The sequence below is a fragment of the Streptomyces sp. NPDC031554 genome (assembly GCF_055580685.1).
The window spans coordinates 187,368-213,462 of the sequence record NZ_JBVIKX010000014.1 but is presented as its reverse complement, the minus strand read 5'-3'; the positions used below and the strand labels follow the sequence as shown (position 1 = coordinate 213,462).

Annotated in this window: 24 protein-coding genes and 1 pseudogene; 14 read left to right on the top strand and 11 right to left on the bottom strand. The window is 73.2% G+C overall.

All coding sequences use genetic code 11. The features are described from left to right. Positions 1-231 precede the first annotated feature (231 nt). The 3 genes from ACZ5FU_RS30405 (at position 232) to ACZ5FU_RS30395 (ending at position 3,861) form a co-directional block, all read left to right on the top strand. Positions 232-891 carry a DUF3105 domain-containing protein gene (locus ACZ5FU_RS30405; RefSeq protein WP_451526488.1) on the top strand — a complete coding sequence of 220 codons (660 nt, stop codon included), beginning with the start codon at positions 232-234 and terminating at the stop codon, positions 889-891. Continuing rightward, positions 888-1,502, top strand: a complete 615-nt coding sequence (locus tag ACZ5FU_RS30400) for a DUF305 domain-containing protein (RefSeq protein ID WP_451526489.1) — start codon at positions 888-890, stop codon at positions 1,500-1,502. Before ACZ5FU_RS30405 ends, ACZ5FU_RS30400 begins: the two co-directional genes overlap by 4 nt. Before the next feature lie 313 nt (positions 1,503-1,815). Beyond that, on the top strand, positions 1,816-3,861 hold the full coding sequence (locus ACZ5FU_RS30395; protein WP_451776477.1) for an NAD(+) synthase: 2,046 nt from the start codon (positions 1,816-1,818) through the stop codon (positions 3,859-3,861). Positions 3,862-3,914: 53 nt separating this feature from the next. On the opposite strand, the gene ACZ5FU_RS30390 is transcribed toward ACZ5FU_RS30395, so the two are convergent. Beyond that, positions 3,915-4,193 (bottom strand): DUF397 domain-containing protein, encoded by a 279-nt coding sequence (locus ACZ5FU_RS30390; protein ID WP_468837136.1) that lies wholly within the window; start codon positions 4,191-4,193, stop codon positions 3,915-3,917. Continuing rightward, positions 4,165-5,028 (bottom strand): helix-turn-helix domain-containing protein, encoded by an 864-nt coding sequence (locus ACZ5FU_RS30385; protein WP_468837133.1) that lies wholly within the window; start codon positions 5,026-5,028, stop codon positions 4,165-4,167. Before ACZ5FU_RS30385 ends, ACZ5FU_RS30390 begins: the two co-directional genes overlap by 29 nt. Before the next feature lie 111 nt (positions 5,029-5,139). On the opposite strand from ACZ5FU_RS30385, the gene ACZ5FU_RS30380 reads away from it, so the two are divergent. The 3 genes from ACZ5FU_RS30380 (at position 5,140) to ACZ5FU_RS30370 (ending at position 6,931) form a co-directional block, all read left to right on the top strand. Further along, positions 5,140-5,364 (top strand): hypothetical protein, encoded by a 225-nt coding sequence (locus tag ACZ5FU_RS30380; RefSeq protein WP_451526493.1) that lies wholly within the window; start codon positions 5,140-5,142, stop codon positions 5,362-5,364. Further along, on the top strand, positions 5,361-5,741 hold the full coding sequence (locus ACZ5FU_RS30375; protein WP_451526494.1) for an ATP-binding protein: 381 nt from the start codon (positions 5,361-5,363) through the stop codon (positions 5,739-5,741). Before ACZ5FU_RS30380 ends, ACZ5FU_RS30375 begins: the two co-directional genes overlap by 4 nt. A gap of 98 nt (positions 5,742-5,839) precedes the next feature. Beyond that, the gene (locus tag ACZ5FU_RS30370; protein WP_468837128.1) at positions 5,840-6,931 is read left to right on the top strand and encodes a DUF6215 domain-containing protein; all 1,092 of its coding nucleotides are present in this window, start codon (positions 5,840-5,842) and stop codon (positions 6,929-6,931) included. Positions 6,932-6,962: 31 nt separating this feature from the next. Here ACZ5FU_RS30370 and ACZ5FU_RS30365 read toward each other — a convergent pair whose 3' ends face one another. From ACZ5FU_RS30365 to ACZ5FU_RS30350, 4 genes and pseudogenes are all read right to left on the bottom strand, one after another. Beyond that, a complete protein-coding gene (locus tag ACZ5FU_RS30365) occupies positions 6,963-8,177 on the bottom strand; it encodes an MFS transporter (protein WP_468837125.1) in 1,215 nt (404 codons plus the stop codon). An 88-nt stretch (positions 8,178-8,265) separates the two neighbouring features. Beyond that, a complete protein-coding gene (locus tag ACZ5FU_RS30360; RefSeq protein ID WP_451526497.1) occupies positions 8,266-9,327 on the bottom strand; it encodes an endonuclease/exonuclease/phosphatase family protein in 1,062 nt (353 codons plus the stop codon). A gap of 369 nt (positions 9,328-9,696) precedes the next feature. Further along, positions 9,697-10,299: pseudogene (locus ACZ5FU_RS30355) on the bottom strand (TetR/AcrR family transcriptional regulator); the annotation flags it as partial. Between the two features lie 184 nt (positions 10,300-10,483). Then, positions 10,484-12,076, bottom strand: a complete 1,593-nt coding sequence (locus ACZ5FU_RS30350; protein ID WP_451526498.1) for an MFS transporter — start codon at positions 12,074-12,076, stop codon at positions 10,484-10,486. A 169-nt stretch (positions 12,077-12,245) separates the two neighbouring features. Between ACZ5FU_RS30350 and panB the strand changes: the two genes are divergently transcribed. The 3 genes from panB (at position 12,246) to ACZ5FU_RS30335 (ending at position 15,234) form a co-directional block, all read left to right on the top strand. After that, positions 12,246-13,112: a 3-methyl-2-oxobutanoate hydroxymethyltransferase gene (panB, locus tag ACZ5FU_RS30345; protein WP_451526499.1), complete on the top strand. Its 867-nt coding sequence runs from the start codon at positions 12,246-12,248 to the stop codon at positions 13,110-13,112. Between the two features lie 269 nt (positions 13,113-13,381). Beyond that, positions 13,382-14,410: an ATP-binding cassette domain-containing protein gene (locus ACZ5FU_RS30340; RefSeq protein ID WP_451526500.1), complete on the top strand. Its 1,029-nt coding sequence runs from the start codon at positions 13,382-13,384 to the stop codon at positions 14,408-14,410. Next, positions 14,407-15,234: an ABC transporter permease gene (locus tag ACZ5FU_RS30335; protein ID WP_451526501.1), complete on the top strand. Its 828-nt coding sequence runs from the start codon at positions 14,407-14,409 to the stop codon at positions 15,232-15,234. The genes ACZ5FU_RS30340 and ACZ5FU_RS30335 overlap by 4 nt, the downstream gene beginning before the upstream one ends. Positions 15,235-15,242: 8 nt before the next feature. On the opposite strand, the gene ACZ5FU_RS30330 is transcribed toward ACZ5FU_RS30335, so the two are convergent. Beyond that, a complete protein-coding gene (locus ACZ5FU_RS30330) occupies positions 15,243-18,983 on the bottom strand; it encodes a BTAD domain-containing putative transcriptional regulator (RefSeq protein ID WP_469047468.1) in 3,741 nt (1,246 codons plus the stop codon). Between the two features lie 182 nt (positions 18,984-19,165). Here ACZ5FU_RS30330 and ACZ5FU_RS30325 point away from each other — a divergent pair, with 182 nt between their 5' ends. Continuing rightward, entirely contained in the window at positions 19,166-19,966 is an 801-nt protein-coding gene (locus ACZ5FU_RS30325; protein ID WP_451526503.1) for a site-2 protease family protein, read from the top strand. Here ACZ5FU_RS30325 and ACZ5FU_RS30320 read toward each other — a convergent pair. Continuing rightward, the gene (locus tag ACZ5FU_RS30320) at positions 19,956-20,135 is read right to left on the bottom strand and encodes a hypothetical protein (protein ID WP_451526504.1); all 180 of its coding nucleotides are present in this window, start codon (positions 20,133-20,135) and stop codon (positions 19,956-19,958) included. The two genes, ACZ5FU_RS30325 and ACZ5FU_RS30320, sit on opposite strands and share 11 nt — an antisense overlap. Before the next feature lie 98 nt (positions 20,136-20,233). Then, on the bottom strand, positions 20,234-20,950 hold the full coding sequence (gene npdG / locus ACZ5FU_RS30315; protein ID WP_451776448.1) for an NADPH-dependent F420 reductase: 717 nt from the start codon (positions 20,948-20,950) through the stop codon (positions 20,234-20,236). Positions 20,951-21,088: 138 nt separating this feature from the next. On the opposite strand from npdG, the gene ACZ5FU_RS30310 reads away from it, so the two are divergent. Next, positions 21,089-21,688 (top strand): hypothetical protein, encoded by a 600-nt coding sequence (locus ACZ5FU_RS30310; RefSeq protein ID WP_451776446.1) that lies wholly within the window; start codon positions 21,089-21,091, stop codon positions 21,686-21,688. A 55-nt stretch (positions 21,689-21,743) separates the two neighbouring features. On the opposite strand, the gene ACZ5FU_RS30305 is transcribed toward ACZ5FU_RS30310, so the two are convergent. Next, on the bottom strand, positions 21,744-21,974 hold the full coding sequence (locus ACZ5FU_RS30305; RefSeq protein WP_451776443.1) for a hypothetical protein: 231 nt from the start codon (positions 21,972-21,974) through the stop codon (positions 21,744-21,746). 57 nt (positions 21,975-22,031) lie between these two features. Between ACZ5FU_RS30305 and map the strand changes: the two genes are divergently transcribed. Beyond that, the gene (map, locus tag ACZ5FU_RS30300; protein ID WP_451526508.1) at positions 22,032-22,889 is read left to right on the top strand and encodes a type I methionyl aminopeptidase; all 858 of its coding nucleotides are present in this window, start codon (positions 22,032-22,034) and stop codon (positions 22,887-22,889) included. A gap of 152 nt (positions 22,890-23,041) precedes the next feature. Beyond that, the gene (locus ACZ5FU_RS30295) at positions 23,042-23,689 is read left to right on the top strand and encodes a biliverdin-producing heme oxygenase (protein WP_451526509.1); all 648 of its coding nucleotides are present in this window, start codon (positions 23,042-23,044) and stop codon (positions 23,687-23,689) included. Between the two features lie 267 nt (positions 23,690-23,956). Here the strand turns inward: ACZ5FU_RS30295 and ACZ5FU_RS30290 are convergent, their stop codons facing one another. Continuing rightward, on the bottom strand, positions 23,957-24,601 hold the full coding sequence (locus ACZ5FU_RS30290; protein WP_451526510.1) for a PhzF family phenazine biosynthesis protein: 645 nt from the start codon (positions 24,599-24,601) through the stop codon (positions 23,957-23,959). A 351-nt stretch (positions 24,602-24,952) separates the two neighbouring features. Here ACZ5FU_RS30290 and efeO point away from each other — a divergent pair, with 351 nt between their 5' ends. Next, positions 24,953-26,095: an iron uptake system protein EfeO gene (gene efeO / locus ACZ5FU_RS30285; protein ID WP_469047466.1), complete on the top strand. Its 1,143-nt coding sequence runs from the start codon at positions 24,953-24,955 to the stop codon at positions 26,093-26,095.

Here is a 26,095-nt window from a genome sequence, read left to right as displayed (position 1 = left end):
CACCCGCTACGACAAGACCGCCGAGTCCTACCAGGCAGCCGTCACCCTCGCATCGCTCCTGATGTGGGCGTGACATTTGAAGACAGAACCTAGGGGTTCACCCGGTCGTCACACTACGATCAGGGGAACCGAACGACTCGAACAACGCCCGGACACCGCGACCGCCCGCGGGCCCCGTGCGCACCGTACGCCCCGACCGTTCCGCCCCCTTTCCCCCGAAGGACAGGTCCCATGGGTTCCGCCAAGAAGAACATCAGCGCGGCGCGCAAGGCGCGCATAGAGGAGATGCGCCGTGCCGAGCAGTCGCGCGAGCGGCGCAACCGGATCCTGACGATCACGGGCGCCACCGTCGCGGTGGCCGCCCTCGTCGTCGGCACCGTGTTCCTCGTGCGGTCGCAGTCGGACGACACCCCCTCCGCCGACGCCAAGACCTCGGGCAGCTTCGTCACCGGCTCGGACGGCGTGAAGACGTGGAAGGGCACGCTGGGCCGCAACCACGTCACCAAGTCGGTCGCCTACCCGATGGAGCCGCCGGTCGGCGGCGACCACAACCAGGTGTGGATGAACTGCGACGGGGACGTCTACACCGAGGCCCTGAACAACATGAACGCGGTGCACTCCCTGGAGCACGGCGCGGTCTGGGTGACGTACAACAGCAAGGCGCCGAAGGCCGACGTGGACGCGCTGGCGGCGAAGGTGAAGAAGACGCCGTACACGCTGATGAGCCCGGACGACAAGCAGGCCGATCCGATCGTGCTGACCGCGTGGGGGCACCAGCGGACGGTGACCGGGGCGAGCGACCCGAACGTGAACACGTTCTTCGAGAAGTACGTGCAGGGCGAGCAGACGCCGGAGCCGGGCGCCGCGTGCACGGGCGGCCTGTCGAAGTGAGGTACGCGGGAGTCGCCGTGGCCGCCGCCGGGGTGCTGGTCGCGGCCGGGGCGGTCAGTTGCTCCGTCGCCGGGGACGACGGCTCCGAGGTGCCCTCCGCCGCGTCCGCGGACGCCGGTTTCGCCCGGGACATGGCGGTGCACCACCAGCAGGCCGTCGAGATGTCGTACATCGTGCGCGACCGCACGAAGGACGAGGAGGTGCGGCGGCTCGCCTACGACATCGCGCAGACGCAGGCCAACCAGCGCGGCATGCTGATCGGCTGGCTCGACCTGTGGAAGCTGCCCAAGGTGTCCTCGGACGAGCCGATGGCCTGGATGGACATGGCCGGCATGGCCTCCGGCGAGGACGGCGCGCTGATGCCGGGCATGGCCACCGACGCCGAGATGAAGAAGCTCGGCACGCTGAACGGCCGGCAGGCCGAGGTCCTCTACCTCCAGCTGATGACGGACCACCACCGGGGCGGCGTCCACATGGCCGAGGGCTGTGCCGACAAGTGCACGGTGGGCGTGGAGAAGCGGCTCGCGCGGGGCATGGTCGAGGCGCAGCGGTCGGAGATCGAGCTGATGGACGACATGCTCACGGCACGCGGGGCCGCACCGCGCCCGTAGGGCACGCGGCCGCCCGCACGCCCGGGAGGCCGTCCGCCGGGAGGCCGTCCGGGCGGCCTGCCGGGGTGTTTCACAGCGGGGAGCCGGGGGACGCGTGGTGCGTGCGGCACGGACGTCGAGACACGGCTCCCAGGGGGGCGCGGGGCACCGGTCCCACGCCCCCCGCGCCGCGCGTGGGGCGGTCCCACGCCCCGCACCCCCCATCGCGTCGCTCTGACGATTACACTGCCCGTGTGTCCGGAATCCGCCCTGTCCCGGCGGGGTCCCGCGCGCCCGCCCGCCGTGCCCGCCCCCTTCACCCGAGGAAGCTCCGTTGAACTTCTGGTCGATCTATCAGCACGGCTTCGCGCGCGTCGCCGCGTGCACGGGCCACACCGTCATCGCGGACCCGCACGCCAACGCCGGGGCGGTGCTGCGCCAGGCCCGCCGGTGCGCGGACGAGGGCGTCGCCGTCACCGTGTTCCCCGAGATGGTGCTGTGCGGCTACTCCATCGAGGACCTGCTGCTCCAGGACGCGCTGCTCGACCAGGTCGAGGAGGCGCTCCGGGAGGTGGTGGCGGGGTCGGCGGACCTGCTGCCGGTCCTGGTCGTCGGCGCCCCGCTGCGCCACCGCAACCGGGTCTACAACTGCGCGGTGGTCGTGCACCGCGGCCGGGTGCTCGGCGTCGTGCCCAAGTCGTACCCGCCGAACTACCGCGAGTTCTACGAGCGCCGGCAGATCGCCGGAGGCGACGACGAGCGCGGCGGGACGATCCGGGTCGACGGCCAGGCCGTGCCGTTCGGCGTGGACCTGCTGTTCGAGGCGGCGGACGTCCCCGGTCTGGTGCTGCACGCCGAGGTCTGCGAGGACATGTGGGTGCCGGTGCCGCCGAGCGCCGAGGCCGCCCTCGCGGGCGCGACCGTCCTCGTCAACCTCTCGGGCAGCCCGATCACGGTCGGCAGGGCCGAGGACCGCAAGCTGCTGTGCCGTTCGGCGTCCTCCCGCTGCCTCGCCGCGTACGTCTACGCGGCGGCCGGGCTCGGCGAGTCGACCACCGACCTGTCCTGGGACGGGCAGACCCTGATCTACGAGAACGGGATGCTGCTGGCGGAGTCCGACCGCTTCGCGCTCGACGAGAGCCACGCGGTGGCCGACGTCGACCTCGACCTGCTGCGGCAGGAGCGGATGCGGATGGGCACGTTCGACGAGAACCGGCGTACGCACGCCGCGCGGACCGGCGACTTCAGGACGGTGTCCTTCACGCTCGCCCCGCCCGCCGCCGACCTGGGGCTGCGCCGGCGCGTCGAGCGGTTCCCGTTCGTGCCCGCCGACGCCGAGCGGCTCGCCCTGGACTGCTACGAGGCGTACAACATCCAGGTCGCCGGCCTCCAGCAGCGGCTGGCCTCGATCGGCGGCCCCAAGGTCGTCATCGGGGTGTCCGGCGGCCTCGACTCCACGCACGCGCTGATCGTCGCCGCCCGCGCGATGGACCGCGCGGGCCGGCCGCGCAGCGACATCCTGGCCTGGACCCTGCCCGGCTTCGCCACCAGCGACCACACCAGGGGCAACGCCCACAAGCTGATGCGGGCCCTCGGCGTCACGGCGGCCGAGCTGGACATCACGCCGACCGCGCGGCTGATGCTGAAGGAGATGGGCCACCCGTTCGCCTCCGGCGAGCCGGTGTACGACGTCACCTTCGAGAACGTGCAGGCGGGTCTGCGCACCGACTACCTGTTCCGGCTGGCCAACCAGCGCGGCGGTATCGTGCTGGGCACCGGCGACCTGTCGGAGCTGGCGCTCGGCTGGTCCACGTACGGCGTGGGCGACCAGATGAGCCACTACAACGTCAACTCGGGCGTGCCGAAGACGCTGATGCAGCACCTGATCCGCTGGGTCGTCAGCAGCGGGCAGTTCGACGAGGAGACCGGCGAGGTGCTGACCGCGATCCTCGACACCGAGATCAGCCCCGAGCTGGTGCCGGGCGAGGAGATGCAGTCCACCGAGTCCAGGATCGGCCCGTACGCGCTGCACGACTTCACCCTCTTCCAGGTGCTGCGCTACGGCTTCCGGCCGTCGAAGATCGCCTTCCTGGCCTGGCACGCCTGGCACGACCCGGAGAGCGGCGCCTGGCCGCCGAACTTCCCGGAGGCCAAGCGGGTGGCGTACGACCTGCCGGAGATCCGGCGCTGGCTGGAGGTGTTCTGCCGCCGCTTCTTCGCGTTCGCGCAGTTCAAGCGGTCGGCGATGCCCAACGGGCCGAAGGTGTCGGCCGGCGGTTCGCTCTCCCCGCGCGGCGACTGGCGGGCGCCTTCCGACAGCTCGGCCGAGGCCTGGCTGCGCGACCTCGCCCGCGTCGACGAGGCGGTGGCGGAGGGCTGACCGTCCCTCGGTGAGTGAGGGACCGGGCGCAGGGTACTCCCCCGGCGCCCGGTTCAGCCCTTGAGCGAGGCGACGAAGGGCGCCCAGGCGGCGGCACCGAGGAGCAGGGCGGGGCCGTGGGGGACCTTGGAGTCCCGGACGGGGACGAGGCCGGGGATGTTGTCGGCGACCTCGACGCATTCGCCTCCGTCGCCGTTGCTGTAGCTGGACTTGCGCCAGAGGGCGGCGCCGGGGAAGTCGGTGGCTACTTCGACGCAGTTACCACCACTGCCGTTGCTGTAACTGCTCCTGAGCCAGAGCGCGTCACTCAAGTCGATCCGGTTGCTTGCCATTTCGGTAATCCTCTGCGGCTGCCTTGATCATGGCGAGGGACCTGTCCGGTGACAGTGCGACGGCCCTGAGGAGATCGTACGACCTGCGGTACTCCTCCACGAGAGCCGGATCGTCAATGGTGTCACCGCTGTGCAGCGACTCTGTGTAAAAGAGGGGCGGGGCGTCCGGGAACGTCATGAGGAGGGCGTTGCCGAGCATGAACGGATGCGGGCTGCACGTCCGCAGGACGATCTGCGTAACGATGCGGCGGCGTTCGACCAGTTCCAGGATGCGCGCGAGTTGCTCGGCCATCTCGGGCGGCGGCAGGATCGCGTCGGTGAGCAGCAGCTCGTTCAGGATCACCCAGTACGACGGGACGTGATGGTCCTTCTCGAAGAGGACGGCTCGCGCCATTCGCGCGCTGACCTTCTCCTCCACCTCGTCGTCCAACGACAGAGGATGCGTGGCCCGCACCACGGCCCGTGCGTACGCCGGCGTTTGAAGCAGTCCCGGAAACACGGTGGGGCACCACTCCTCGATGGTCCTGGCGTGCTTCTCCGCCTCCAGGACCTTCTCGAAGTACTCCGCGTGCCCGGCCCTCCGCGCCTTCCGCACGTCCTCACAGTGCCGTTCGAAGAACCCGTCGGTCGCCAGCGCCCGGTCCACGTGCCGCGCCAGGTCCAACGGCATCCGGCGCTCGCCGCGTTCGATGTCGCTGAGGTAGGTCTTGCCGTAGAAGCTGCCCTGGAGCATCCCCTCCAGCGAGAGTCCCGCGGCCTCCCGCTTCCACCTCAGCTCCTTGCCGTAGAACGTCGGAACGCTCATCGAGCCGTCGATGTCCTTGCGCCGTGCCACTGCACACCTTCCGCCGTACCGGTCGCGAACGCGAAAACCCTTCCACCGTAGCCAGCACGGCGACATTCTGTGAGGAGTTCGTCACACACCGCACAGAAGGTGGCCGCCCCCATGACCGACCGCTCCCCCACCGCCCCCGACGTCACCCTCTGCGTCGAGAACCTCCGCACCGCCCTCGCCCTGCACGGCATCACCCTGCCGTCCCTGCGCGCGGACCTGCCGAGCCTCGCCGGCGCGTACGGGCCGCCCGCCGGCCTCGTCGCGCTCGGGAACTGCAACACCGCCACGGCCCGGGCGCTCGCGACCGCGCTGCGCGGGACGGCGAGCGGGCGATGACCTTCGAACTCGCCCTGCTCGCCACCCCGAAGTCGGTGCCCGAACTGCGCCACCACCTGCGGGCGCTCGACTTCGACGTCCTGCTGTGCGCGACGGAGCTGCTGACGAACGTCATCGACCACCTCGGCGAGGGCACCCCGGTGACGGTCCGCGTCACCGGCACGCCCCACGGGCACACCCGCGTCGAGGTCACCGACCCCGACGCGCGCGCCCTGCCCGTCCTGCTGTCGGCCGCCGGCACCGCCGAGTCCGGCCGCGGCCTGGCCCTGATCGACGCGCTCGCCCGGCGCTGGGGCGTGGACCAGGGAGCGGACCACAAGACGGTCTGGTGCGAACTGGCCTTACCGGCAAGCCAGTCGGAGGCACCGGTCCGGTAGGGGCCTGCGGGGAAAGCGACTTCGGCAGGGGCGCGACGGCTCCCGGAATTGTGGCTTCCACCATGGCGGACGCGGTCTTGACCTGGTGAGATCGCCGGATGGTCGGTCTACTCCTGCGCGTTCTGCCCTTCTGGGTCCGCGAACCCCTGCTCATCGTCGTCGGGTCCGTCTTCGGCGTACGCATCATGTACCTCGCCGTCCACGACCAGGACCGGGTCGCGGCCGGTATCGGCGCGGTGTTCCTCGTGTTCACCGCGGTACGCGTCCACGTGGTGGTCCGGGCGCTGCGCGCGCGCCGGAACCCGGCCCCGGCGGCCTCCGCGGACGCGGCGCCGCCGGTCGACGCCGTCGCTCGGGCCTGGGCCCAGGCACAGGTGGCCCCGGCACCGGCAGCCGCTCAGGCATCAGCACCGGCGTCGGCGTCGGCTCAAGCCGCGGCCGGCCCGCGTCCCGGTCCGGCCGCCGCCGAGAAGGAGCCCAACGCGTGGGGCCAGGCCGTCGCGGCCGTGGCCGTGTTCGCGGCGATCGCGGCCGCACTGTGGCTGGGCCCCGACATGCTGCCGGCCGACGACGACACACCGCGGCCCGCCTCGTGTTCGGACACGGAGGACGAGAAGCTGCCGGCGGTCTACGCGAAGAAGCCCCGGCCCGTGACCGGTGACGAGCTGTGCGAGGCGCTCAACCGGCCCGACCTGGCGCGGCTCCTCGGAACGCCCGCGGAGATCGCGACCTCGACCTCCGGCACCAACGGCACCGCCGCCCTGACCGACGGGAAGGTCGCCGAGCCGGAGGCCGAGGTCAGGTTCGACACGTACACCGTGAACCTCTCGGCGACGTACAACGACCTGTCGACCGCCCAGTACGTGAAGCTGGTGAAGATCGCGGGGGACGAGGACGAGAAGAACCTCAGAACGCTCACGGTCCTCGGCCGCCCCGCGTTCCTCTCCTCTGAGCACACCATGAAGTTCGAGTTCAGTCTCGGGGGTGAGGGGTCCAGCGCGCCGATGCAACAGGGTCCCCTGGCCAGGACGCTGTCCGTGGCGCTCGACGGCAAGGACCGGGGCGGCTACTACGACATCACCGTCTGGAGCGAATCCGGAGCCCTCCCCACCGACCAGGCCCTCCTCGACATCGCCGAGAAGGTCCTGCCGACGGTCCTCGAACGGGGAACCCACCGAGACGCCCGCTGAGACGTCCGGCCGGTGGCCGGCTCGAAGAGGTTCAGTGGTGCAGGACGCCCGGCCGCTCGGGCGTGTGGGCGGCGACCACGCGGCCCGCGCGGGCGGACTCCCGCCGCCGGTCCACCGCGTACGCCGTCGCGGCCACCCCGAGGCCCAGGACCGCCAGCACCGCGCCCGCCAGGGCGGGCGACGTCACGCCGAAGCCCGCCGTGAGGGCCAGGCCGCCGATCCAGGCGCCGCCGGCGTTGGCCAGGTTGAACGCGGCCTGGTTGGCGGAGGAGGCCAGCGACGGGCCCGCCGCCGCCTTCTCCATCACCATCATGGTGAGCGGCGAACCCGTCACGAACGCGGCGACGCCCAGCAGGAGCACGGCCAGCGCCCCGCCCCACGCCGTCGTCATCAGCAGCGGGAACAGGGCCAGGACGGCCACCAGGGACGTCAGGCCGCCGACCAGGGTCGGGCGCATCGCGTGGTCGGCGAGCCGCCCGCCCACCAGGTTGCCGATCGTCGCGCCGACGCCGAACAGCGCCAGCAGCAGGGTCACGCTGGAGTCGGCGTACCCGGCGGCGTCCGTCAGCATCGGCGTGACGTAGCTGTAGGCGGAGAACAGCGCGCCGAACCCGGCGACCGTCGTGCCGAGCGCCAGCCACACCGGCAGCGACCGCAGGGCGGCCAGCTCGCCGCGCAGGCCGGCCGTGGGGGCGGCGGCCCGGTCGCGCGGGATCAGCAGGGCCAGCGCCGCCATCGCCGCCACGCCGATCGCGCTCACCCCGAGGAAGGTCGCCCGCCAGCCGAGGCGCTGGCCCATGAGGGTGGCGACCGGGACGCCCGCGATGTTGGCCACCGTCAGGCCGAGGAACATCAGCGACACCGCGCGCGCCTTGCGCTCGGGCGCCACCATGTTCGTGGCGACCACGGCGCCCACGCCGAAGAAGGCGCCGTGCGGGAGGCCGCTGAGGAAACGGGCGGCGAGCAGGGAGCCCTCGCCGGGCGCGAACGCGGACAGCGCGTTGCCGGCCACGAACAGCACCATGAGGGAGATCAGGACCGTGCGCCGGGGCATCCGCGCCGTGGCCGCCGCGAGCAGCGGGGCGCCGACGACGACGCCGAGCGCGTAGGCGGAGACCAGGTGCCCGGCGGCCGGGAGGGAGATGCCGAGGTCGTCGGCGACGTCGGGCAGCAGGCCCATCATCACGAACTCGGTGGTGCCGATGCCGAAGGCACCCACGGCGAGGGCGAGCAGGGCCAGGGGCATGGGAGAGCCTGTGCCTTTCAGGAGAGGGTTCCGTCCATCGTATGTTCAAGTACGGAACAAAGTCTCTCCCGCCCGGTATTCCGGCAGGTTACGGAGTGGTGACCTTCACACGAGCCGCGACCGGCAGGTGGTCGCTGCTCGTCCGCGGCAGCGTCCACGAGGTGACCGGGTCCACGCCCGTCACCATGATCTGGTCGATCCGCGCCATGGGGAACGACGCGGGCCAGCTGAAGCCGAACCCGCTGCCCGCGGCGCCCTGCGCGGAGCGCATCTGGGACGTCACGGCGTTGAGCGAGCGGTCGTTCATCGTGCCGTTGAGGTCGCCGAGCAGGATCTTGCGGCTCAGCGGGTCGGCCGCGATCGCCTCGCCCAGCGCGTCCGCGCTCTTGTCGCGCTGCCGGGCGGTGAACCCGGCCTGGAGCTTCACGCGGACCGAGGGGAGGTGGGCGACGTAGAAGCCGACCGGCCCCTCGGGCGTGCTCACCGTGGCGCGCATCGCGCGGACCCAGCCCAGCTTGATGTCGACGGCCGCCACGCCGCTCATCGGGTACTTGCTCCACAGTCCGACCGTGCCCTGCACGGAGTGGTAGCGGTACGTCGCCGCGAGCGCCTTCTCGTACACCGGCGCCGCCGCCTCGGTCAGCTCCTCCAGGGCCACCACGTCCGCGCCGGAGGCGGCCACGTCGTGCGCGGTGCCGGAGGGGTCGACGTTGTCGGCGTTGACGTTGTGCGTGGCGACGGTGAGGTCGCCGCCGCCGCCGGCGGTCTTGTCGCCGAGCAGCCCGCCGAAGAGGTTCAGCCAGACCACGGCCGGCAGCACCAGGGCGATCAGCGCGGTCGCCGACCTGCGCACGACCGCCAGCAGCAACAGCAGCGGGACGAGGACGCCGAGCCACGGCAGGAACGTCTCGGTGAGGCTGCCGAGGTTGCCGAACCGGTTGGGGATGCGCGCGTGCACCAGCATCACGAGGGCGAGCAGCAGCGCGAGCGCGGCGACGACGAGGCCGCGGCGCCAGATCCGCGGATCACCGCGCCAGCCGGACGACAGGCGTCCGGTCAGCCGGACGAACAGGCGTCGGAGCCGGGCTCCCCGACGTTCGGGACCCGAACCGCCGTTGTCGGTCTCCGTCGCATACGCCTGCTGCGCCATACCGTTGCCTCACTGCCTGCCGTGCACACCGTCTCTCCCCCGTGCGTACGACCCTAGGGGATGAACGGCTCAGTTCCCGCCGTCCCGTGACGGCCCGACGGGCACGAGGACGAACGGAGCGCCGTCACGGGTTCCGATCGCGGCCCGTCAGGTGTGGTCTGTGACGGAACGCGCACATTCGGGCGGGTCCGACGGGGAACTGACGTGCCGTGCGCCGGCGTCCGGGCCGCCGGACGGCGGAGGGGCGGAGGCGCCGGCGGGCGGACCGGCGGGGGCGCCGGCGGCCGGACCCGCGGGGACGCCGGCGGCCGGACCCGCGGGGACGCCGGCGGCCGGACCCGCGGGGACGCCGGCGGCCGGACCCGCGGGGGCGTCCGCGGGGCGCAGGCCTTCGAGGAGCGTGTCGACGATGCGTTCCGCGAGTCCCTCGGTGAGGTCGGCGTCGGGCCGCAGGACGGAACGGACCAGCATGGGCCCCATGAACAGGTCGTTGGCCAGATCGACGTCGAGGTCGGCGCGGAGTTCCCCGGCGCGCTGACCGCGCCGCAGCACCTCGATGCCCAGCCGGCGCCGGGGCGCGACGACCACGTTGTGGTACGCCTCCCAGATCCGGGGGCTGCTCTTCATCTGGGCCTGGGCGGCGCGCAGGACCGCCGAGGAGCGGTTGGCCAGCCCGCGCCGGCGCAGCCACTCCAGCAGCGCCACCAGGTCGTCGCGCAGGGAGGTGCCGGGGAGTTCGGGCGCGTCCGGCTCGATGGTGCGCAGCGCGTCGACGAACAGCTCCTCCTTGCCGCTCCACCGGCGGTAGATGGCCGCCTTGCCGACCCCGGCGGTGCGGGCGATCCGCTCGATGGACAGTTCGCCGAGCGGCACCCCCTCCTCCAGCAGCCTCATCGTGCCCTCGAGGATGGCCCGTTCGACGGCCTCGCTGCGGGGCCGCCCCCGGGCGGGCCGCCCGGACCGCTCCGGCAGCTCGGGGCGCCGCGCGGCGGCCCCGTCGTCGGCGGAGGTCCCGGCAGGGGGCTCCGCGGAAGGCTCCGCGGAGGTCTCGGCAGAACTCACGACCGTCCTTTCGTCACGCTCGCAGCATTCTCGCCCGAGAGGGGGTCCCGAGGAGGTCCCGGGGGCGGCCGCGCCCCGCACGGCCGCCCGCGGCCTACGAGTCGGTGCGCACCAGCTCGCCCTCGTCCGCCGCCGCCTCGGACTCCTTCGGCCGGCCCGGCAGGTAGACCGCCACGACGACCGCGCCGACGAGCGCGATCCCGGCCCCGCACAGCGCGGTGACGTGCATGGCGTGCAGGAACGCGTCGTGGGCCGGACCGACCAGGGCCTCGCCGCGCGGGCCGAGCTTCGCCGCGACGCCCAGGGTCGCCTCGATGGACTCCCCCGCCGTGTCGCGCAGTCCGGCCGGCACCGCGGCGAGGTCGTCCTCGATGCCGGTGCGGTACGCCGTCGACAGCACGGAGCCGAGGACGGCGATGCCGAGGGCGCCGCCGACCTGGCGGAAGGTGTTGCTCAGCGCGGACGCGGACCCGGCCTTCTCGCGGGGCAGCGCCTGCATGATCACGACGCTGGTCGGGGTCATGATGTGGGCCATTCCGGCGCCCATGAGGAAGAAGACGACCTCCAGGAGCCAGATCGGCGTGTCCCGGTCCAGCGTGGCGAACGCGGCCAGGGTCGCCGTGATGAGGAGCATGCCGCCGGTGGTGGTGGCCTTGTTGCCGAAGCGGTCCACGACCAGCCGGGCCCGCGGCGCGAAGACCAGCTGGGCGACGGCCAGCGGCAGCATCAGCAGGCCGGTCTCGAGCGGGGAGTAGCCGCGCACGCTCTGCGTGTAGAAGACGGAGAAGAACGTCACGCCCATCAGCGCGAAGAAGACCAGCGCGATGACGCCGATCGCGGCCGAGAACACCTTGTTGCGGAAGTGGTCGACGTCGATGGACGGGTGGTCGCTGCGCTTCTCGAACACCACGAACGCGGCGAGGACCACGAGTCCGGCGGCGATCGTCGCCAGCACCGTCGGGTCGGTGAAGTCGGCCAGCTCGCCGCCCTTGATGATGCCGTAGACCAGCAGGACCAGGCCGACGACGGACAGGACGACGCCGACGGGGTCGATCCGGCCGGGGGCGGGGTCGCGCGAGTCCGGCACCAGCCACACCATCAGCGCGACGGCGACGATCACGATCGGCACGTTGACGAGGAAGACCGACCCCCACCAGAAGTGGTCGAGGAGGAGGCCGCCGGTGATGGGCCCGATGGCGATGGCGAGGCCGACGCCGCCGGCCCAGATCCCGATCGCCTTGGGCTGCTCGTCGCGCTCGAAGACGTTCATCAGGACGGCGAGGGTCGCCGGCATCACGAAGGCGGCGCCGAGGGCCATCAGGGCGCGGAAGGCGATGAGCTGGGCGGGCGAGCCGGACTCGGCGGCGAGCGCGGAGCCGATGCCGAAGACCACGAGACCGCCGAGCAGGACCTTCTTGCGGCCCAGCCGGTCACCCAGCAGCCCCGCGGAGAACAGCAGGCCCGCGAAGACGAGCGTGTAGGAGTTGATGGCCCACTCCAGCTCGCTCTGGGTGGCGCCGAGGCCGACCGGGGCCGGGGTGGAGATGGTCTTGATCGCGACGTTCAGGATCGAGTTGTCGAGCACCACGATCAGCAGGCTCAGCATCAGCACGCCGAGGATGGCCCAGCGACGCCGGTGCACCGCTTCCGGTATGCGGGGGGTCGCGGGGACGGTGGGAGTGGTCATGCACTCGAGGGTAGGCCCATTCCGATACGAGACCGTCTCGTATCGGATTCTCTTACTGAGGATTTACCCACCGGGGGCGCTCTGGCCCTCCCCGGGGGGAGGTGCCACCATGGGAGGTGGTCCGGGGACGCCGTGAGGGCGCCTCGAGATGACATGAGGAGCCGTTTCCATGACGCAGCTTTCGGCTGCCCAGACGAAGCCTTCCGACGGCGGCAAGGCGCTGTACGGGGGCAAGGGCACACGCCGCATCACCGTCCGCGACATCGCCGCCGCCAAGGAGCGGGGCGAGAAGTGGCCCATGCTCACCGCGTACGACGCGATGACCGCGTCCGTCTTCGACGAGGCCGGGATCCCCGTGATGCTCGTCGGCGACTCGGCGGGCAACTGCCACCTCGGGTACGAGAGCACCGTGCCCGTCACCCTCGACGAGATGAGCGTGCTGTCGGCGGCCGTCGTCCGGGGCACCCGGCGCGCCCTCATCGTCGGCGACCTGCCCTTCGGGTCGTACCAGGAGGGTCCCGTGCAGGCGCTGCGCAGCGCGACCCGGCTGGTCAAGGAGGCCGGGGTCGGCGCCGTGAAGCTGGAGGGCGGCGAGCGGTCGCACCGGCAGATCGAGCTGCTCGTGGAGTCCGGCATCCCGGTCATGGCCCACATCGGGCTCACCCCGCAGTCCGTGAACGCCATGGGGTACCGCGTCCAGGGGCGGGGCGAGGAGGCCGCCGCGCAGCTGCTGCGGGACGCGAAGGCCGTCCAGGACGCGGGAGCCTTCGCCGTCGTGCTGGAGCTGGTGCCGGCGGAGCTGGCGGCCGAGGTCACGCGCGTGCTGCACATCCCCACGGTCGGGATCGGGGCCGGGGCGGCGACGGACGCCCAGGTGCTGGTCTGGACGGACATGATGGGGCTGACCGGCGGCCGCGTGCCGAAGTTCGTGAAGCAGTACGCCGACCTGCGCCGGGTCATGGGCGACGCGGCGAAGGCGTTCGCGGAGGACGTCGTCGGCGGGACGTTCCCGCTGGAGGAGCACTCCGTCCACTGAGCCGTCCCCAGCCCCACTGAGCCGCCCGGCCCCACTGAGCCATCGCCGCACCACGGGCAGCCCGCCGATCGTCCCCCGTCGGCGGGCTGCCCCCTTTTTGCGCCTGAACCGGCGCCGCTCTCGCGGACGTGGTTGCTCGCCGTCGTGGTGGCTCGATCGAGGGTCACCGTGGTCGTCAGGGGATTTCCTGTCGGTGATGTCGGTGGCGTGCAGGCGGCTGTCGGTCGGGTGTCGGCGGTCTGTCGGTGGGGGCTGACACCTTCGGTGGCATGACACGCATCGACATGAACCCCGGCGGTTCGGACCACGCCGTCACCGTGCGGGGGCTGGTCAAGCACTACGGGGAGACCAAGGCACTGGACGGGGTCGACCTCGACGTGCGGGAGGGCACCGTCATGGGGGTGCTCGGACCGAACGGCGCCGGCAAGACCACCCTCGTGCGGATCCTGTCCACGCTGCTCGCCCCCGACGCCGGCCGGGCGACCGTCGCCGGCCACGACGTCGTCCGCCAGCCCCGCCGGCTCCGCCGCGTCATCGGGCTGACCGGCCAGTACGCCTCCGTGGACGAGAAGCTCGCCGGCTGGGAGAACCTGTACCTCATCGGCCGGCTGCTCGACCTGTCCCGCAAGGAGGCCCGGTCCCGCGCCGACGAACTGCTGGAGCGGTTCTCGCTCACGGAGGCGGCCCGGCGCCCGGCGGGGACGTACTCCGGCGGCATGCGACGGCGGCTCGACCTCGCCGCGTCGATGATCGGCCGGCCCGCCGTCCTCTTCCTCGACGAGCCCACCACCGGCCTCGACCCCCGCACCCGCAACGAGGTGTGGACCGAGGTGAAGTCGATGGTCGACGAGGGGGTGACCGTGCTGCTGACCACCCAGTACATGGAGGAGGCCGAGCAGCTCGCCTCCGAGCTGACCGTCGTCGACCGGGGCAAGGTCATCGCGGGCGGCCGCATCGAGGAGCTGAAGGCCCGCGTGGGCGGGCGGACCCTGCGGGTGCGCCCGGCCGACCCGGCGCACCTGCGTCCGCTGGCCCGCGCGCTGGACGAGATGGGCATCACCGGCCTCGCCTCGACCGTCGTGGACACCGAGCGCGGCTCGGTCCTGGTGCCGGTGCTGAGCGACGAACAGCTCACCGCCGTGGTCGGCGCGGTCACCGCGCGCGGTCTCACGCTCTCCTCCATCACCACCGAACTGCCCAGCCTGGACGAGGTGTTCCTGTCCCTCACCGGTCACCGTGCCGGCGCGCCGCAGGACACCGTCCCCGCCGACAGCCCTCTCGAGAAGGTCGCCGTATGAGCACCGCCACCACCCTCGCCCCGGCCGCTCACCAGGCCGCCGACGCCCCCGTCCCGCTGCGGGCCCACCTGCGGCACACCGGCGCGCTGGTGCGCCGCAACCTGCTGTGGATCCGGCAGGACCCGGAGTCGATGTTCGACGCGGTCCTGTTCCCGGTCGTCTTCACCCTGCTGTTCGTCTACGTCTTCGGCGGCTCCATCGGCCAGTCGCTGGGCGGCGGGCAGGAGGAGTACGTCCAGTACGTCATCCCCGGCCTGCTGGCCATGATGGGGATGAACATGGCGCAGGGCGTGGGCACCGGGTTCAACCAGGACTTCAACTCCGGTGTCATGGACCGCTTCCGGTCCCTGCCGATCGGGCGCGGCTCGGTGCTGTTCGCGAAGATCGCGGTCGAGCTGATGCGGATGCTGTTCGCGACGGTGGTGCTGATGGTCGTGGCGGTGCTGGTCGGCTTCGAGATCACCAGCTGGCCCGGGCTGCTGGCCTCCGTGGCACTGTCCGCGGCCTTCGGGTTCGCGCTGATGTGGGTGTTCCTCACGCTCGGCGTGGTGATGAAGAACGCGCAGTCCGTGCAGGCGATGGGCTTCCTGGTGCTGATGCCCCTGCAGTTCGGCTCGTCGATCTTCGCGCCGACCGCCTCGATGCCGGGCTGGCTGCGCAACTTCACCGAGTTCAACCCCCTGTCGGGCCTCGCGGACGCCGCGCGCGGGCTGATGATCGGCGGTCCGGTCGCGCACGGTCTGTGGGTGACGCTGGCCTGGTCGGCGGGGCTCACCGCGGTGATGGCGCCGGTCGCGATCCACAAGTTCCGCACCAAGAGCTGACCGGTGGCTCACACCAGGGCGGCGGCCTCCTCGTAGGAGAGGCCGCCGCCCTCGGCGTAGGCGGCGGTGTACGCCTCCTCGCCGAGCGCGGCACGGACCCGGGCCTCGGCCCGCTCCCGGCACACGGCCTCCAGGCGCTGCGCGACGTGCCCGGGCGGCAGCAGGGCGTCGGCGGCGCCGAGGCAGCGGGCGGCGGCCCCGGCGCGGGCGACGGCATCTGCATCGGCGTCGGCGTCGGCGTCGGCGTCGGCGGTGCGGTCGGTGCCGGTGCCGGTGCCGGTGCCGGTGAGGGCGATCGCGGCGATGGTCAGGAAGGAGGAGCGCAGGTGGGGGGCGATGGCCGCGGACAGCGGGTCGTCCGCCCGGGCCAGGGCGTCGCGGACGGTGACCAGGGCCTCCTCGTACCGCTCGTCCACCGTGTCCAGCCAGGCCTCGGCGCCGAGGATCAGGGCGTCGAAGACGACGAAGTGCGCGAGGCCGAACTCCTTGCGCAGCAGGCGCATCTGCTCGCGGGCCTCGGGGGTGCGGCCGGTCAGGGCGAGGTGGCCGGAGAGGAAGAGCCGGGCGGCGGGCATGGCCTCGTTGACGGTGCCGTCGACGCGGTCGAGGACGTCCCGCAGGATGCGTTCCCCGCGCTCCTCCTCGCCGGCCTCCAGCAGCGCGCTGCCCAGCCGGGCCGCCAGGACCGCCGACTGGCTGCGGGCGTCGAGTTCCTCGGCGTGGACCATGGCCGCCTCGTAGTCGGCGGCGGCCAGGAGGTGGGCGCCCATCCGCTCGTGGGCCTCGGCGCGCGCGGAGAGCGCCTCGGCGGTGCCCCAGGCGTCGCCGAGGCGCCGGAAGATCTCCAGCGACTCGTCGGCGTCCCGGGTCGCGTCGCCCGCCCAGTGGGAGCGGTTGGCCAGCACGTTGGCGCGCATCTGGAGGCAGACGGCCAGCTCCCACTCGTAGCCGGGCGTCTCGCGGGCGGTGCGGACGTTGGCGTCGACGATGACGCGGATGCGTTCCATGTCGCCGGTGAGCATGACGGCGTAGAACCAGAGCAGGCCGGGGGTGCGGCAGGTCTGCGGGAGGCCGGGTTCGTAGGCGTCGACGATCGCCCGGAGTTTGGCCTGGGCCGCCGGGTTCTGCCAGGCGTCCAGCTCGGTGTCCATGCAGGCGAGATGGGCGAGGTGGACACCGCGCCGGGCCTCCGCGAGGACCTCGCCGGTCATCGGCGGCGGGGCGGCGGTGCAGGGCGTCCAGACGGGGGCCGCCGGGCGCACGGGAGCGGCGAAGGGGTCGGGTCCCAGGGGCATCACCTCGCGGCACCAGGTGCGGGCCTCGATGCGCAGGTCGCGCATCTGCCAGTAGGTGACGAGGGACAGGACGAGGCAGAGCGCCTCCTGCTCGTCGCGCGCGGCGACGGCCCGGCGCAGCGCGGTGCGCAGGTTCTCGTACTCGAGCTGGAACCGGTCGATGGCGGCGCGCTGCCCCCGGCCGCGCAGCGACGGCTCGGTGGTGCGGGCGAGTTCGCGGTAGTACGTCAGGTGGGCGCGCTCGGCGTGGGGACGGGCGCCGGACTCGTCGAGGCGGGCGGCGGCGTACTCGGCGACGGTCTCCAGGAGCCGGTAGCGCATGGCGCCGTCGGGGGCGGGGGCGGCCACGACGAGGGACTTGTCGACCAGGGAGCCGAGCGCGCCGAGGGCGGACGGGCCGCAGACGGCCTCGGCGGCGGCGAGGTCGCAGCCGCGGGCGAAGACCGACAGCCGGCCGAGGACCTCGCGCTCCTCCTCGTCGAGCAGGTCCCAGGACCAGTCGACGACGGCCCGCAGGGTCTGCTGACGGGGCAGGACGGTACGGCTGCCGGAGGTCAGCAGCCGGAAGCGGTCGTCGAGCCGGTCCGCGATCTGGCGCGGCGACAGCATGCGCAGCCGGGCGGCGGCCAGTTCGATGGCGAGCGGCAGGCCGTCCAGGCGGCGGCAGATCTCGGCGCAGGCCTCGGGGTCGTCGTCGACGCGGAAGCCGGGACGGGCGGCCGCTCCGCGCTCGGCGAGCAGCCGCAGCGCGGCCGGTTCGGGCAGCGGCTCCACGGGCCGCAGCAACTCGCCGGGCACGCCGAGGGGTTCGCGGCTGGTGGCCAGGACCGTCAGCTCCGGGCAGCGCTCGAGCAGGTGCTCGACCAGGCGGGCGGCGCTCTCGACGACGTGCTCGCAGTTGTCGAGGACGATCAGCATGCGGCGGCGGGCGCAGTGCTCGACGAGGCGTTCCAGGGGGTCGTCGTGGCGTTCGGCGGCCGCCACCCGCAGCTCCTCCGCGCCGGCGCCGTAGAGCACGGTCTCGCGGGCTCCGACGGCGGTGAGGACGGCCTGCGGCACGGCGTCGGGGTCGGCGACCGGCGCCAGTTCGGCGAGCCACACCCCGTCCCGGGCGGCCTCCCCCGCGGTCTCGGCGGCCTCCTGCGACAGCCGCGTCTTGCCGGCCCCGCCGGGGCCGAGCAGCGTGACCAGCCGGGCGGCGCCCAGGTCCCCGTGGAGGGCCGCGATGTCGCCCTCCCGCCCGACGAAGGAGGTGAGCCGGGCGCGGAGGTTGCCGGGGGGCGGGGCGGGGCGGGCGGAGGCCTGACCGGGGTCGGTGGAGGCCCGGTCGGAAACGGCGGAGGCCGGACCGGGATACGCGGAGACCGGACCGGGATCGGCGGGGCCCGAGTCGGGGTGGACGGGGCCCGAGTCGGGGTGGACGGAGCTCTGGCCGGGGTGTCCGGAGGCCGGGCCGGGGTGTCCGGAGGCCGGGCCGGGACCACCGGAAGCCGGGCCGGGACGCCCGGCGGCCCGACCGGGATCGAAGGAGGCCGGGCCGGGATACGTGGAGACCGGGCCGGGGTGAGCGGGCACCTGGCCGGAGTACCCGGAAGCCCGGCCGGCCTCGCCGGAACCCTGACCGCGACGCGCGAAGGCCCGACCGGAATCACCGGAGACCGGGCCCGGAGACCCGGAGGCCGGGCCCGGAGCGCCGGAGGCCGGTGCCGGCCGGGGCGCCGGGGGCGGGGGGTCCGCCGGGGTGAGGAGTTCCGTGTGCAGGGCGCGCAGTCCGGGGCCGGGGTCGGAGCCGAGGCGGGTGGCGAGCAGGCGGCGCACGGACTCGTAGGCGGCCAGGGCCTCGGCGGTGCGGCCCGCGTCGCGCAGGGCGCGCAGGCGCAGGGCCTGGAGGGGCTCGTCCAGGGGGTGGGCCTCGCACAGGGCGGTCAGTTCGGGCAGGGACTGCCCGGCGTGGCCGAGGGCGAGGGCCGCGGTGTGACGGGCGCGTATCGCGTCCAGGCGGCGGGCCTCCCGGCGGGCCGCCTCGGCGGCGCGGTCGGGCAGGTCGGCGAGGGCCGGACCCTGCCAGAGGGCGAGGGCGTCGTCGAGCAGCGCGGCCGCCCCGGCGGGGTCGCCGTCGGCGAGGGCGCGCAGGCCGTCGGCGGTCAGCCGCTCGAAGCGGTGCAGGTCGACGGCGTCGGGCGGGGCGGTGAGGCGGTAGCCGCCGTCCGCCGAGGCGACGGCGTCGGCGCCGAGGGTCCGGCGCAGCCGGCCGACCAGCGCCTGCAGCGCGGCGGGCGCGTCGGCGGGCGGCTCGCCGGTCCAGACCTCCTCCACCAGCAGCCCCGCGGGCACGCTGCGGCCGGCGCGCAGCGCCAGCACGGTCAGCAGGGCGCGCAGCCGCGCCCCGCCGACGGCGACGGGGGTGCCGTCGGTCCGGAACGCCTGGGTGGTGCCGAGGATGCGGTAGCGCACGGGGTCATTCTCCCCGGCGGGGGCGGCCCGGGTCACGGCGCCCGGGCCGACGGCGGGCCCGCGGCGATCGCCCCGCCCCGTCCGGAACCGGCGACCGGTCGCGAGACGTTCCCCCCTTGCGCCCGGTACGGTCGGGCAGCCGGACACCCGGTTCCGACATCGCACCCCAGGAGCGTCCGCCGATGACCACCGCCCTCTCCCGCCGCAGCGACCGGCGGATCAGCCCCGTCTTCCTCGGGATACTGGCCGTCACGGCCGTCACGGGCTGGGCCACCTGGACCGGTTTCGCCGCGCAGCCCGGCGTGGCCGTGTTCCTCTTCGTGACCGGAGCCTGGATCGTCTCGCTGTGCCTGCACGAGTACGCGCACGCGCGCACCGCCCTGCACAGCGGCGACATCTCGGTCGGCGCCAAGGGGTACCTGACGCTCAATCCCCTCAAGTACACGCACGCGTTGCTGAGCATCGTGCTGCCGGTGCTGTTCGTGATCATGGGCGGGATCGGTCTGCCGGGCGGCGCCGTCTTCATCGAGCGCGGCCGGATCCGGGGGCGCTGGCGGCACAGCCTGATCTCGGCGGCGGGCCCGCTGACGAACGTGCTGTTCGCCGTCGTGTGCACCGCCCCGTTCTGGCTGGACGCGCTGGACGGCGTGCCGGCCGACTTCCGCTTCGCGCTCGCGTTCCTCGCCCTCCTCCAGGTCACGGCGGCGATCCTGAACTTCCTGCCGGTGCCGGGCCTGGACGGCTACGGCGTCGTCGAGCCCTGGCTGTCGTACGGCGTGAAGCGGCAGGTGGAGCCGTTCGCGCCGTTCGGGCTGCTGTTCGTGTTCGCGCTGCTGTGGGTGCCGGCGGTCAACGGCGTGTTCTTCGACGCGGTCGACGCGGTGCTGCGCGGTCTGGGCATCGGCGACTTCGAGACCTACTGCGGCCAGGCGCTGTACCGCTTCTGGCAGGGCACCCCGGAGATCTGCTCCGTCAGCCCGTGAGGGACCGGCGGATCTTCTCGCGCTTGACGTAGTACCAGGTCATGTTGGACGACAGCCCGGCCAGCAGCACCCACACGACGCCCAGGAAGCTGCCCTGGACGAAGGAGACGACCGCCGCCGCGACCGCGAGGACGCAGACGATCAGGGTGTAGACGGCGAGACGGGGCATGGGACTGGCTCCTGTCGGGGGGACACTGCTGCACTGCGGGTACGTCCGGTCGCCGGGTCTGGTCGTACGGCCGGTGCCGTCCAGTGTCCCCCATCCGCTCAGACGTCGGTGACGCGGAGCCCGGCGTGCGCCTTGTAGCGGCGGTTGACGGAGATCAGGTTGGCGACCAGGGACTCGACCTGGTGGGCGTTGCGCAGCCGCCCGGCGAAGACGCCCCGCATGCCGGAGATGCGGCCGGCCAGGGCCTGCACGATCTCCACGTCGGCGCGCTCCTCGCCCAGCACCATCACGTCGGTGTCGATCTCGCCGATGTCCGGGTCCTGGAGGAGGACCGCCGACAGGTGGTGGAAGGCGGCCGTGACGCGCGAGCCGGGCAGCAGGGCGGCGGCCTGCTCGGCGGCGCTGCCCTCCTCCGGCTTCAGCGCGTAGGCGCCCTTCTTGTCGAAGCCGAGCGGGTTGACGCAGTCGACGACGAGCTTGCCCGTCAGTTCCTCGCGCAGCGACTCCAGGGTCGTGCCGTGGCCCTCCCACGGCACGGCGACGATGACGACGTCGCTGCGGCGGGCGGTCTCGGCGTTGTCGGCGCCCTCGACGCCGTGCCCGAGCTCCTCCGCGGCGGCCCGCGCGCGGTCGGCGGCGCGCGAGCCGATGATCACCTTCTGGCCGGCCTTGGCGAGCCGGTACGCGAGGCCCTTGCCCTGGGGCCCGGTGCCGCCGAGGACGCCGACGACCAGCCCCGAGACGTCGGGGAGGTCCCACGGGTCCTTGGCGGGTGCTTTCGCGGGGGCGTCGTGTGCGCTGTCACTGGAGGTCATGGACCGACTTTACGTGCGCGAGGGCCGCCCCACCGGGCGGAGTGGCGGCCGTCACGGCCGCCGGGCGCGTCCCCGGGTCGGGGGAATCGGCGGCGAACGCCCTGCCGCGGGGATGCGGTTGGGGCAGGATGCGGTCGCATGGACGCCGTACGGGTCGCGCTGCTGCGCGACGTGCTCGCCGGGACCGAGTGGCTCGGGGCCACCCGCAGGTTCGCCGGGGTGCTGCGGGGGTCGGTGGTGTCGCACGGGGGCGGGCTGCTGCTGGTGGGCACCGCCGCGTACGAGCCGTGGCACCTGGCCGCCCATCTGGTCGACGAGGCCGCCTGGTCCGGTACGCCGGAGCTGGCCCCCACGCTGGTGCGGCACGGCGCCCGCCCCTCGGACCCGGCGCACCTCGCGGTGGGCCTCGGCCGCATCGAGGCGGCCCGGCGGGGCGAGACCCTGCTGGTGGCGGCGCCGGAGGGGGACGCGCCCCTGCTGGAGCGGGTGTCGGACGCCCGGCGGGCCGGGGTGACCGTGCTGGCCCTGGGGCCGGACGGGGGCGAGCTGACGGGCCTGGCCCACGAGACGCTGGCCGTGCCGGAGGGCTCGGAGCTGGACCTGGACACGGTGCAGCACCTGGTGAGCGCGGCGGCGGGCGAGCGGACGGTGTCCTCCCCGAGGGGCCCCCGCCGGCTGCGGGACCGGCTGTCCCGGCTGGCGGAGTCCCTCACGGCGCCGCCCCCGGCTCCCTGGTGAGGCCGGGGGCCGGGGGCGGGGTGCCGTCGTGCCCGGTGGGCGCGGGCGGGGCGGGTCAGTCGTCGTCCGCGGCGCCCGCCGGGGCGTCGTGCCACTTGGGGTCGTTCTCCCACTCCAGGTTGCGGTCCCGGGCCGTCTGCATGGCGTGCTCGGCCTCCGTGCGGGAGGCGTAGGGACCGAACCGGTCCTTGGCCGGGCACTCGGGCCCTTCCTCGACCTTCTGGTGTTCCAGGCAGTAGTACCACTCGCCCGGCTTGCCGACCGTGCGCTTCTTGAACAGGGCCATGACCAGCTCCTCTCGCCATCGTCATGTTCCCCCACGGCCGCTGGTTAGACTCGCCGCATGTCTGGCCAGTCGCTGCTCGCGCCCGGGGAGCTGTCCCCCACCCGTTCCGTGCCCGGAAACATCCGCCGCCCCGAGTACGTCGGCAAGCCCGCGCCGACCCCGTACACCGGGCCCGAGGTGCAGACCCCCGAGACGGTGGAGGCGATGCGCCGCGCCGGCCGGATCGCCGCGCGGGCGATGGCGGAGGCCGCGAAGCGGATCGCGCCGGGCGTCACCACCGACGAACTGGACAAGGTGGCGCACGAGTACATGTGCGACCACGGCGCCTACCCCTCGACGCTGGGCTACCGCGGTTTCCCCAAGTCCCTGTGCACGTCCGTCAACGAGGTGATCTGCCACGGCATCCCGGACTCGACGGTGCTGCGGGACGGCGACATCGTCAACCTGGACGTGACGGCGTACATCGGCGGGGTGCACGGCGACAACAACGCGACGTACCTGGTGGGTGACGTCGACGAGGAGAGCCGGCTGCTGGTGGAGCGGACCCGGGAGTCGCTGGACCGGGCGATCAGGGCGGTCCGGCCGGGCCGGCAGATCAACATCATCGGCCGGGTCATCGAGTCGTACGCCAAGCGGTTCGGGTACGGCGTCGTGCGGGACTTCACGGGGCACGGCATCAACTCGTCGTTCCACTCCGGACTGATCGTCCCCCACTACGACAGCCCGCACGCGACGACCGTGATCCAGCCCGGCATGACGTTCACGATCGAGCCGATGCTCACGCTCGGGACGCACGAGTACGACATGTGGGACGACGGCTGGACGGTCGTGACGAAGGACCGCAGGCGGACGGCCCAGTTCGAGCACACGCTGGTGGTGACGGAGACCGGGGCGGAGATCCTCACGCTGCCCTGAGTCCGCCGCCCGCCCCGCACCGAGCCCGTCCTCCCCCGAGGGCGGGCTCTTCGCGGTCCGGGAGGCGTGATGCCGACGAACTGTCGGAAAACTTGCCGACAGGAGGTCGGCAAAACATTGACTCAGGCATGCCTCACCATGAGACTCGCCGCATGGACTCCTTCTCGACACTCATCCGGACCGCGTCCCACGAGCAGCACGTGGAGGCGGAGACCTCCACCTTCATGAGCGACCTCCTCGGCGGCGGGCTCGGCGTCGACGCGTACGCGCGCTACACCGAACAGCTGTGGTTCGTGTACGGGGCGCTGGAGGACGAGGCCGGGCGACTGGCGTCGGATCCGGTGGCGGGGCCCTTCATACGGCCGGAGCTGTTCCGGCGGGACGCGCTGGAGCGGGACCTGGCGCACCTGCGGGGCGCCGGATGGCGGGCGGGGCTGTCCGCGCTGCCGGCCACGCTGGCGTACGCGGAGCGGGTGCGCGAGTGCGCGCGGTCCTGGCCGGGCGGGTACGTCGCCCACCACTACACGCGCTACCTCGGCGACCTCTCCGGCGGGCAGATCATCCGCGACCGGGCCGAGAAGGCGTGGGGCTTCGAGAGGAAGGGCGACGGCGTCCGCTTCTACGTCTTCGAGGAGGTCGGCAACCCGGCCGCCTTCAAGCGGGAGTACCGGGAGCTGCTGGACGCGGTGCGCGCGGACGACCTGGAGAAGCAGCGGATCGTGGCGGAGTGCAAGAAGGCGTTCGCCCTGAACACTGCCGTGTTCAGGGCGCTGGGCGAGGAGTTCCCGCTGTCGGCGTGAGCCCCGGCCCCGCGCGCGGCCCGCGGGCCCGCCGCCCTCGCGACCGAGGGGGCGGCGGGCCCACGGGCCGTGCCGGCCGTCGCGGCCGGCGGCGCGCCGCGGGTGCCGGGCACCGCCCGGGACGGCCGCGGCCGGGGCGGAACAGGTGCGCACGACACCCCTCCCGCCTTGAACGGGCAGTCACCGTGAGGGACCGCGGCCGAGCACAGTCACCGCCGCGGGCCCGCGGGCCGTGCCGGCCCGCGGCGCGCCGCGGGTGCCGCGGGCTCAGCGCTCCAGGAGGACGCGGCCGCCGATCTCCACCCAGCCGTGGGGCTGCGGGGCGGTCAGGATCTGCGATCCCGCCCCCTGGGTGATGTTCAGGGCCCGGCCGAGGAGGTCGGTGAGGAGCAGGGCCGCCGCGCCGGTCGCCTCGTCCTCGTCGATGCCGTCGCCGCGGCCGGGGAAGGCGCGGGCCCGGACGCGTCCGGCGGGCTCGTCCTCCCAGGCCCAGGCGTAGATCCACTCGCCCGGCGGCGGCACCGGCAGGTCGTCGACCTCCGCGGCGGCGGGGTACTGCCGGAGCGTGCGCGGCGGCACCCATTCGGTCCGTGCCTCGATCCAGCTGAACTCCCCGTCCAGGCGGACGCCCACCGTTCCGGCGGGGGTGACGAGTTCGGGCACGTCGAGCAGCCAGGCCGCGCCCACGCAGGGGTATCCGGCGAACGGCAGCCGCAGGGTCGGCGTGTAGATGTCGATGACGCCGCGCTCGGGGTCGTCCACGAACACGGTCTCGCTGAAGCCGAGCTTCGCCGCGAGGGCCTGCCGGTCCTCCCGGTCGGGCAGCACCGATCCCTCACGGATGACGCCCAGTTCGTTGCCGTATCCGCCGTTCGGTGCGCAGAACACGCGGAGCACGTCGTAATCAGTCACCGGGGAATTGAAGCACCGTCCTGGTCACGGCGTCGGCCCCGGCCGGACGACGGGCGGGAACGCCGGGGGGCGGGCGGGAGCACCGGGGGCGTCGGGCGGGAGCAGCGGGGGCGGGCGACCCGGCCGCGCGATCGTGACCTGTGAGCGCGCTTCGGGTTTCCTGTGGACGGATTTGACCGTCCCTTGGGGTGCACTTTGAGCCACCGTGATCGGACCGTGCCCATACAGCGTCCATGAGAGGTGAATCACGGTCCGGACGGGTATGACGCAGGTAAGCCTTCGATAAGTTAGGCAAGCCTCACCAACACCGGTGATCCCGTCACGCGATTTTCAGCCACGCTGGGAGCCCTCATGCGCGCCGCCAGACTCTCCGTCGCCACAGCCGCCGCCGTCGCCGCGGCCCTGACCGCCGTCACGGGCTGCACCCAGAAGAGCGACGCCGCCGCCGGCGACCGGATGATCGGCGTGACCGCGACCGACGACAAGTGCGAGACCTCCGTCAAGGAGATGACCGCCGGACACGTCGAGCTCGCCATCGAGAACAAGGGCTCCAAGGTCACCGAGGTCTACCTGCTGTTCCCGGACGACCGGGTGGTGACCGAGCGCGAGAACATCGGCCCCGGCACCAAGCAGCGGGTCACCGCGGAGGTGAAGGCCGGCGACTACCTGATCGCCTGCAAGCCGGGCATGAAGGGCGACGGCATCCGCCAGGACCTCAAGGTCACCGGCGGCGGCAAGACCGCCGCGCGCGACCCCCGCCTGGACAAGGCCGTCGCCGCCTACCGGGCCTACACGCAGCAGCAGGCCGACGAGACGCTGCCCAAGGTCCAGGCCTTCGTGAAGGCGGTCGAGGCCGGCGACCTGGAGGGTGCGAAGGAGGCGTACGCGCTCTCCCGCGTCGGCTGGGAGCGCACGGAGCCGGTCGCGGAGTCCTTCGGCGACATCGACCCGAAGGTCGACGTCCGCGAGGACGGCCTGGAGGACGGGCAGGAGTTCACCGGCTGGCACCGCCTGGAGAAGGCCCTCTGGCAGGACGGGAAGATCACCGCCGCGGAGAAGACCCTCGCCGGCCGGCTCGTCACCGACCTGACCGACTGGCAGAACCGGGTCGGCAAGGCCGAGATCACCCCGACCTCCATGGCCAACGGTGCCAAGGAGCTCCTCGACGAGGTCGCCACCGGCAAGGTCACCGGCGAGGAGGAGCGCTACTCGCACACCGACCTGGTCGACTTCAAGGCCAACGTCGAGGGCGCCGAGAAGGCGTTCGAGCTGCTCGAGCCGGTCGCGAAGGAGAACGACGCGGCGCTGGTCACCGAGCTGGACAAGCAGTTCGCGGCGCTGAACGCGCTGCTCGACAAGTACCGCCCGAACGCGTCCTCCTACGCGTTCACCTCGTACGACAAGGTCGGCGCCGCCGGCCGCAAGGAGCTGTCGGACGCGGTGAACGCGCTCGCGGAGCCGCTCTCCCAGCTCGCCGCCGCAGTGGCCAAGTAG

Coding starts and splice junctions, on each gene's coding strand:
- ACZ5FU_RS30405 (WP_451526488.1), top strand. CDS start 232: ATGGGTTCCGCCAAGAAGAACATCAGCGCGGCGCGCAAGGCGCGCATA.
- ACZ5FU_RS30390 (WP_468837136.1), bottom strand. CDS start 4,193: ATGGCAAGCAACCGGATCGACTTGAGTGACGCGCTCTGGCTCAGGAGC.
- ACZ5FU_RS30380 (WP_451526493.1), top strand. CDS start 5,140: ATGACCGACCGCTCCCCCACCGCCCCCGACGTCACCCTCTGCGTCGAG.
- ACZ5FU_RS30375 (WP_451526494.1), top strand. CDS start 5,361: ATGACCTTCGAACTCGCCCTGCTCGCCACCCCGAAGTCGGTGCCCGAA.
- ACZ5FU_RS30370 (WP_468837128.1), top strand. CDS start 5,840: ATGGTCGGTCTACTCCTGCGCGTTCTGCCCTTCTGGGTCCGCGAACCC.
- ACZ5FU_RS30365 (WP_468837125.1), bottom strand. CDS start 8,177: ATGCCCCTGGCCCTGCTCGCCCTCGCCGTGGGTGCCTTCGGCATCGGC.
- ACZ5FU_RS30360 (WP_451526497.1), bottom strand. CDS start 9,327: ATGGCGCAGCAGGCGTATGCGACGGAGACCGACAACGGCGGTTCGGGT.
- ACZ5FU_RS30350 (WP_451526498.1), bottom strand. CDS start 12,076: ATGACCACTCCCACCGTCCCCGCGACCCCCCGCATACCGGAAGCGGTG.
- panB (WP_451526499.1), top strand. CDS start 12,246: ATGACGCAGCTTTCGGCTGCCCAGACGAAGCCTTCCGACGGCGGCAAG.
- ACZ5FU_RS30340 (WP_451526500.1), top strand. CDS start 13,382: ATGACACGCATCGACATGAACCCCGGCGGTTCGGACCACGCCGTCACC.
- ACZ5FU_RS30335 (WP_451526501.1), top strand. CDS start 14,407: ATGAGCACCGCCACCACCCTCGCCCCGGCCGCTCACCAGGCCGCCGAC.
- ACZ5FU_RS30325 (WP_451526503.1), top strand. CDS start 19,166: ATGACCACCGCCCTCTCCCGCCGCAGCGACCGGCGGATCAGCCCCGTC.
- ACZ5FU_RS30320 (WP_451526504.1), bottom strand. CDS start 20,135: ATGCCCCGTCTCGCCGTCTACACCCTGATCGTCTGCGTCCTCGCGGTC.
- npdG (WP_451776448.1), bottom strand. CDS start 20,950: ATGACCTCCAGTGACAGCGCACACGACGCCCCCGCGAAAGCACCCGCC.
- ACZ5FU_RS30310 (WP_451776446.1), top strand. CDS start 21,089: ATGGACGCCGTACGGGTCGCGCTGCTGCGCGACGTGCTCGCCGGGACC.
- ACZ5FU_RS30305 (WP_451776443.1), bottom strand. CDS start 21,974: ATGGCCCTGTTCAAGAAGCGCACGGTCGGCAAGCCGGGCGAGTGGTAC.
- map (WP_451526508.1), top strand. CDS start 22,032: ATGTCTGGCCAGTCGCTGCTCGCGCCCGGGGAGCTGTCCCCCACCCGT.
- ACZ5FU_RS30295 (WP_451526509.1), top strand. CDS start 23,042: ATGGACTCCTTCTCGACACTCATCCGGACCGCGTCCCACGAGCAGCAC.
- efeO (WP_469047466.1), top strand. CDS start 24,953: ATGCGCGCCGCCAGACTCTCCGTCGCCACAGCCGCCGCCGTCGCCGCG.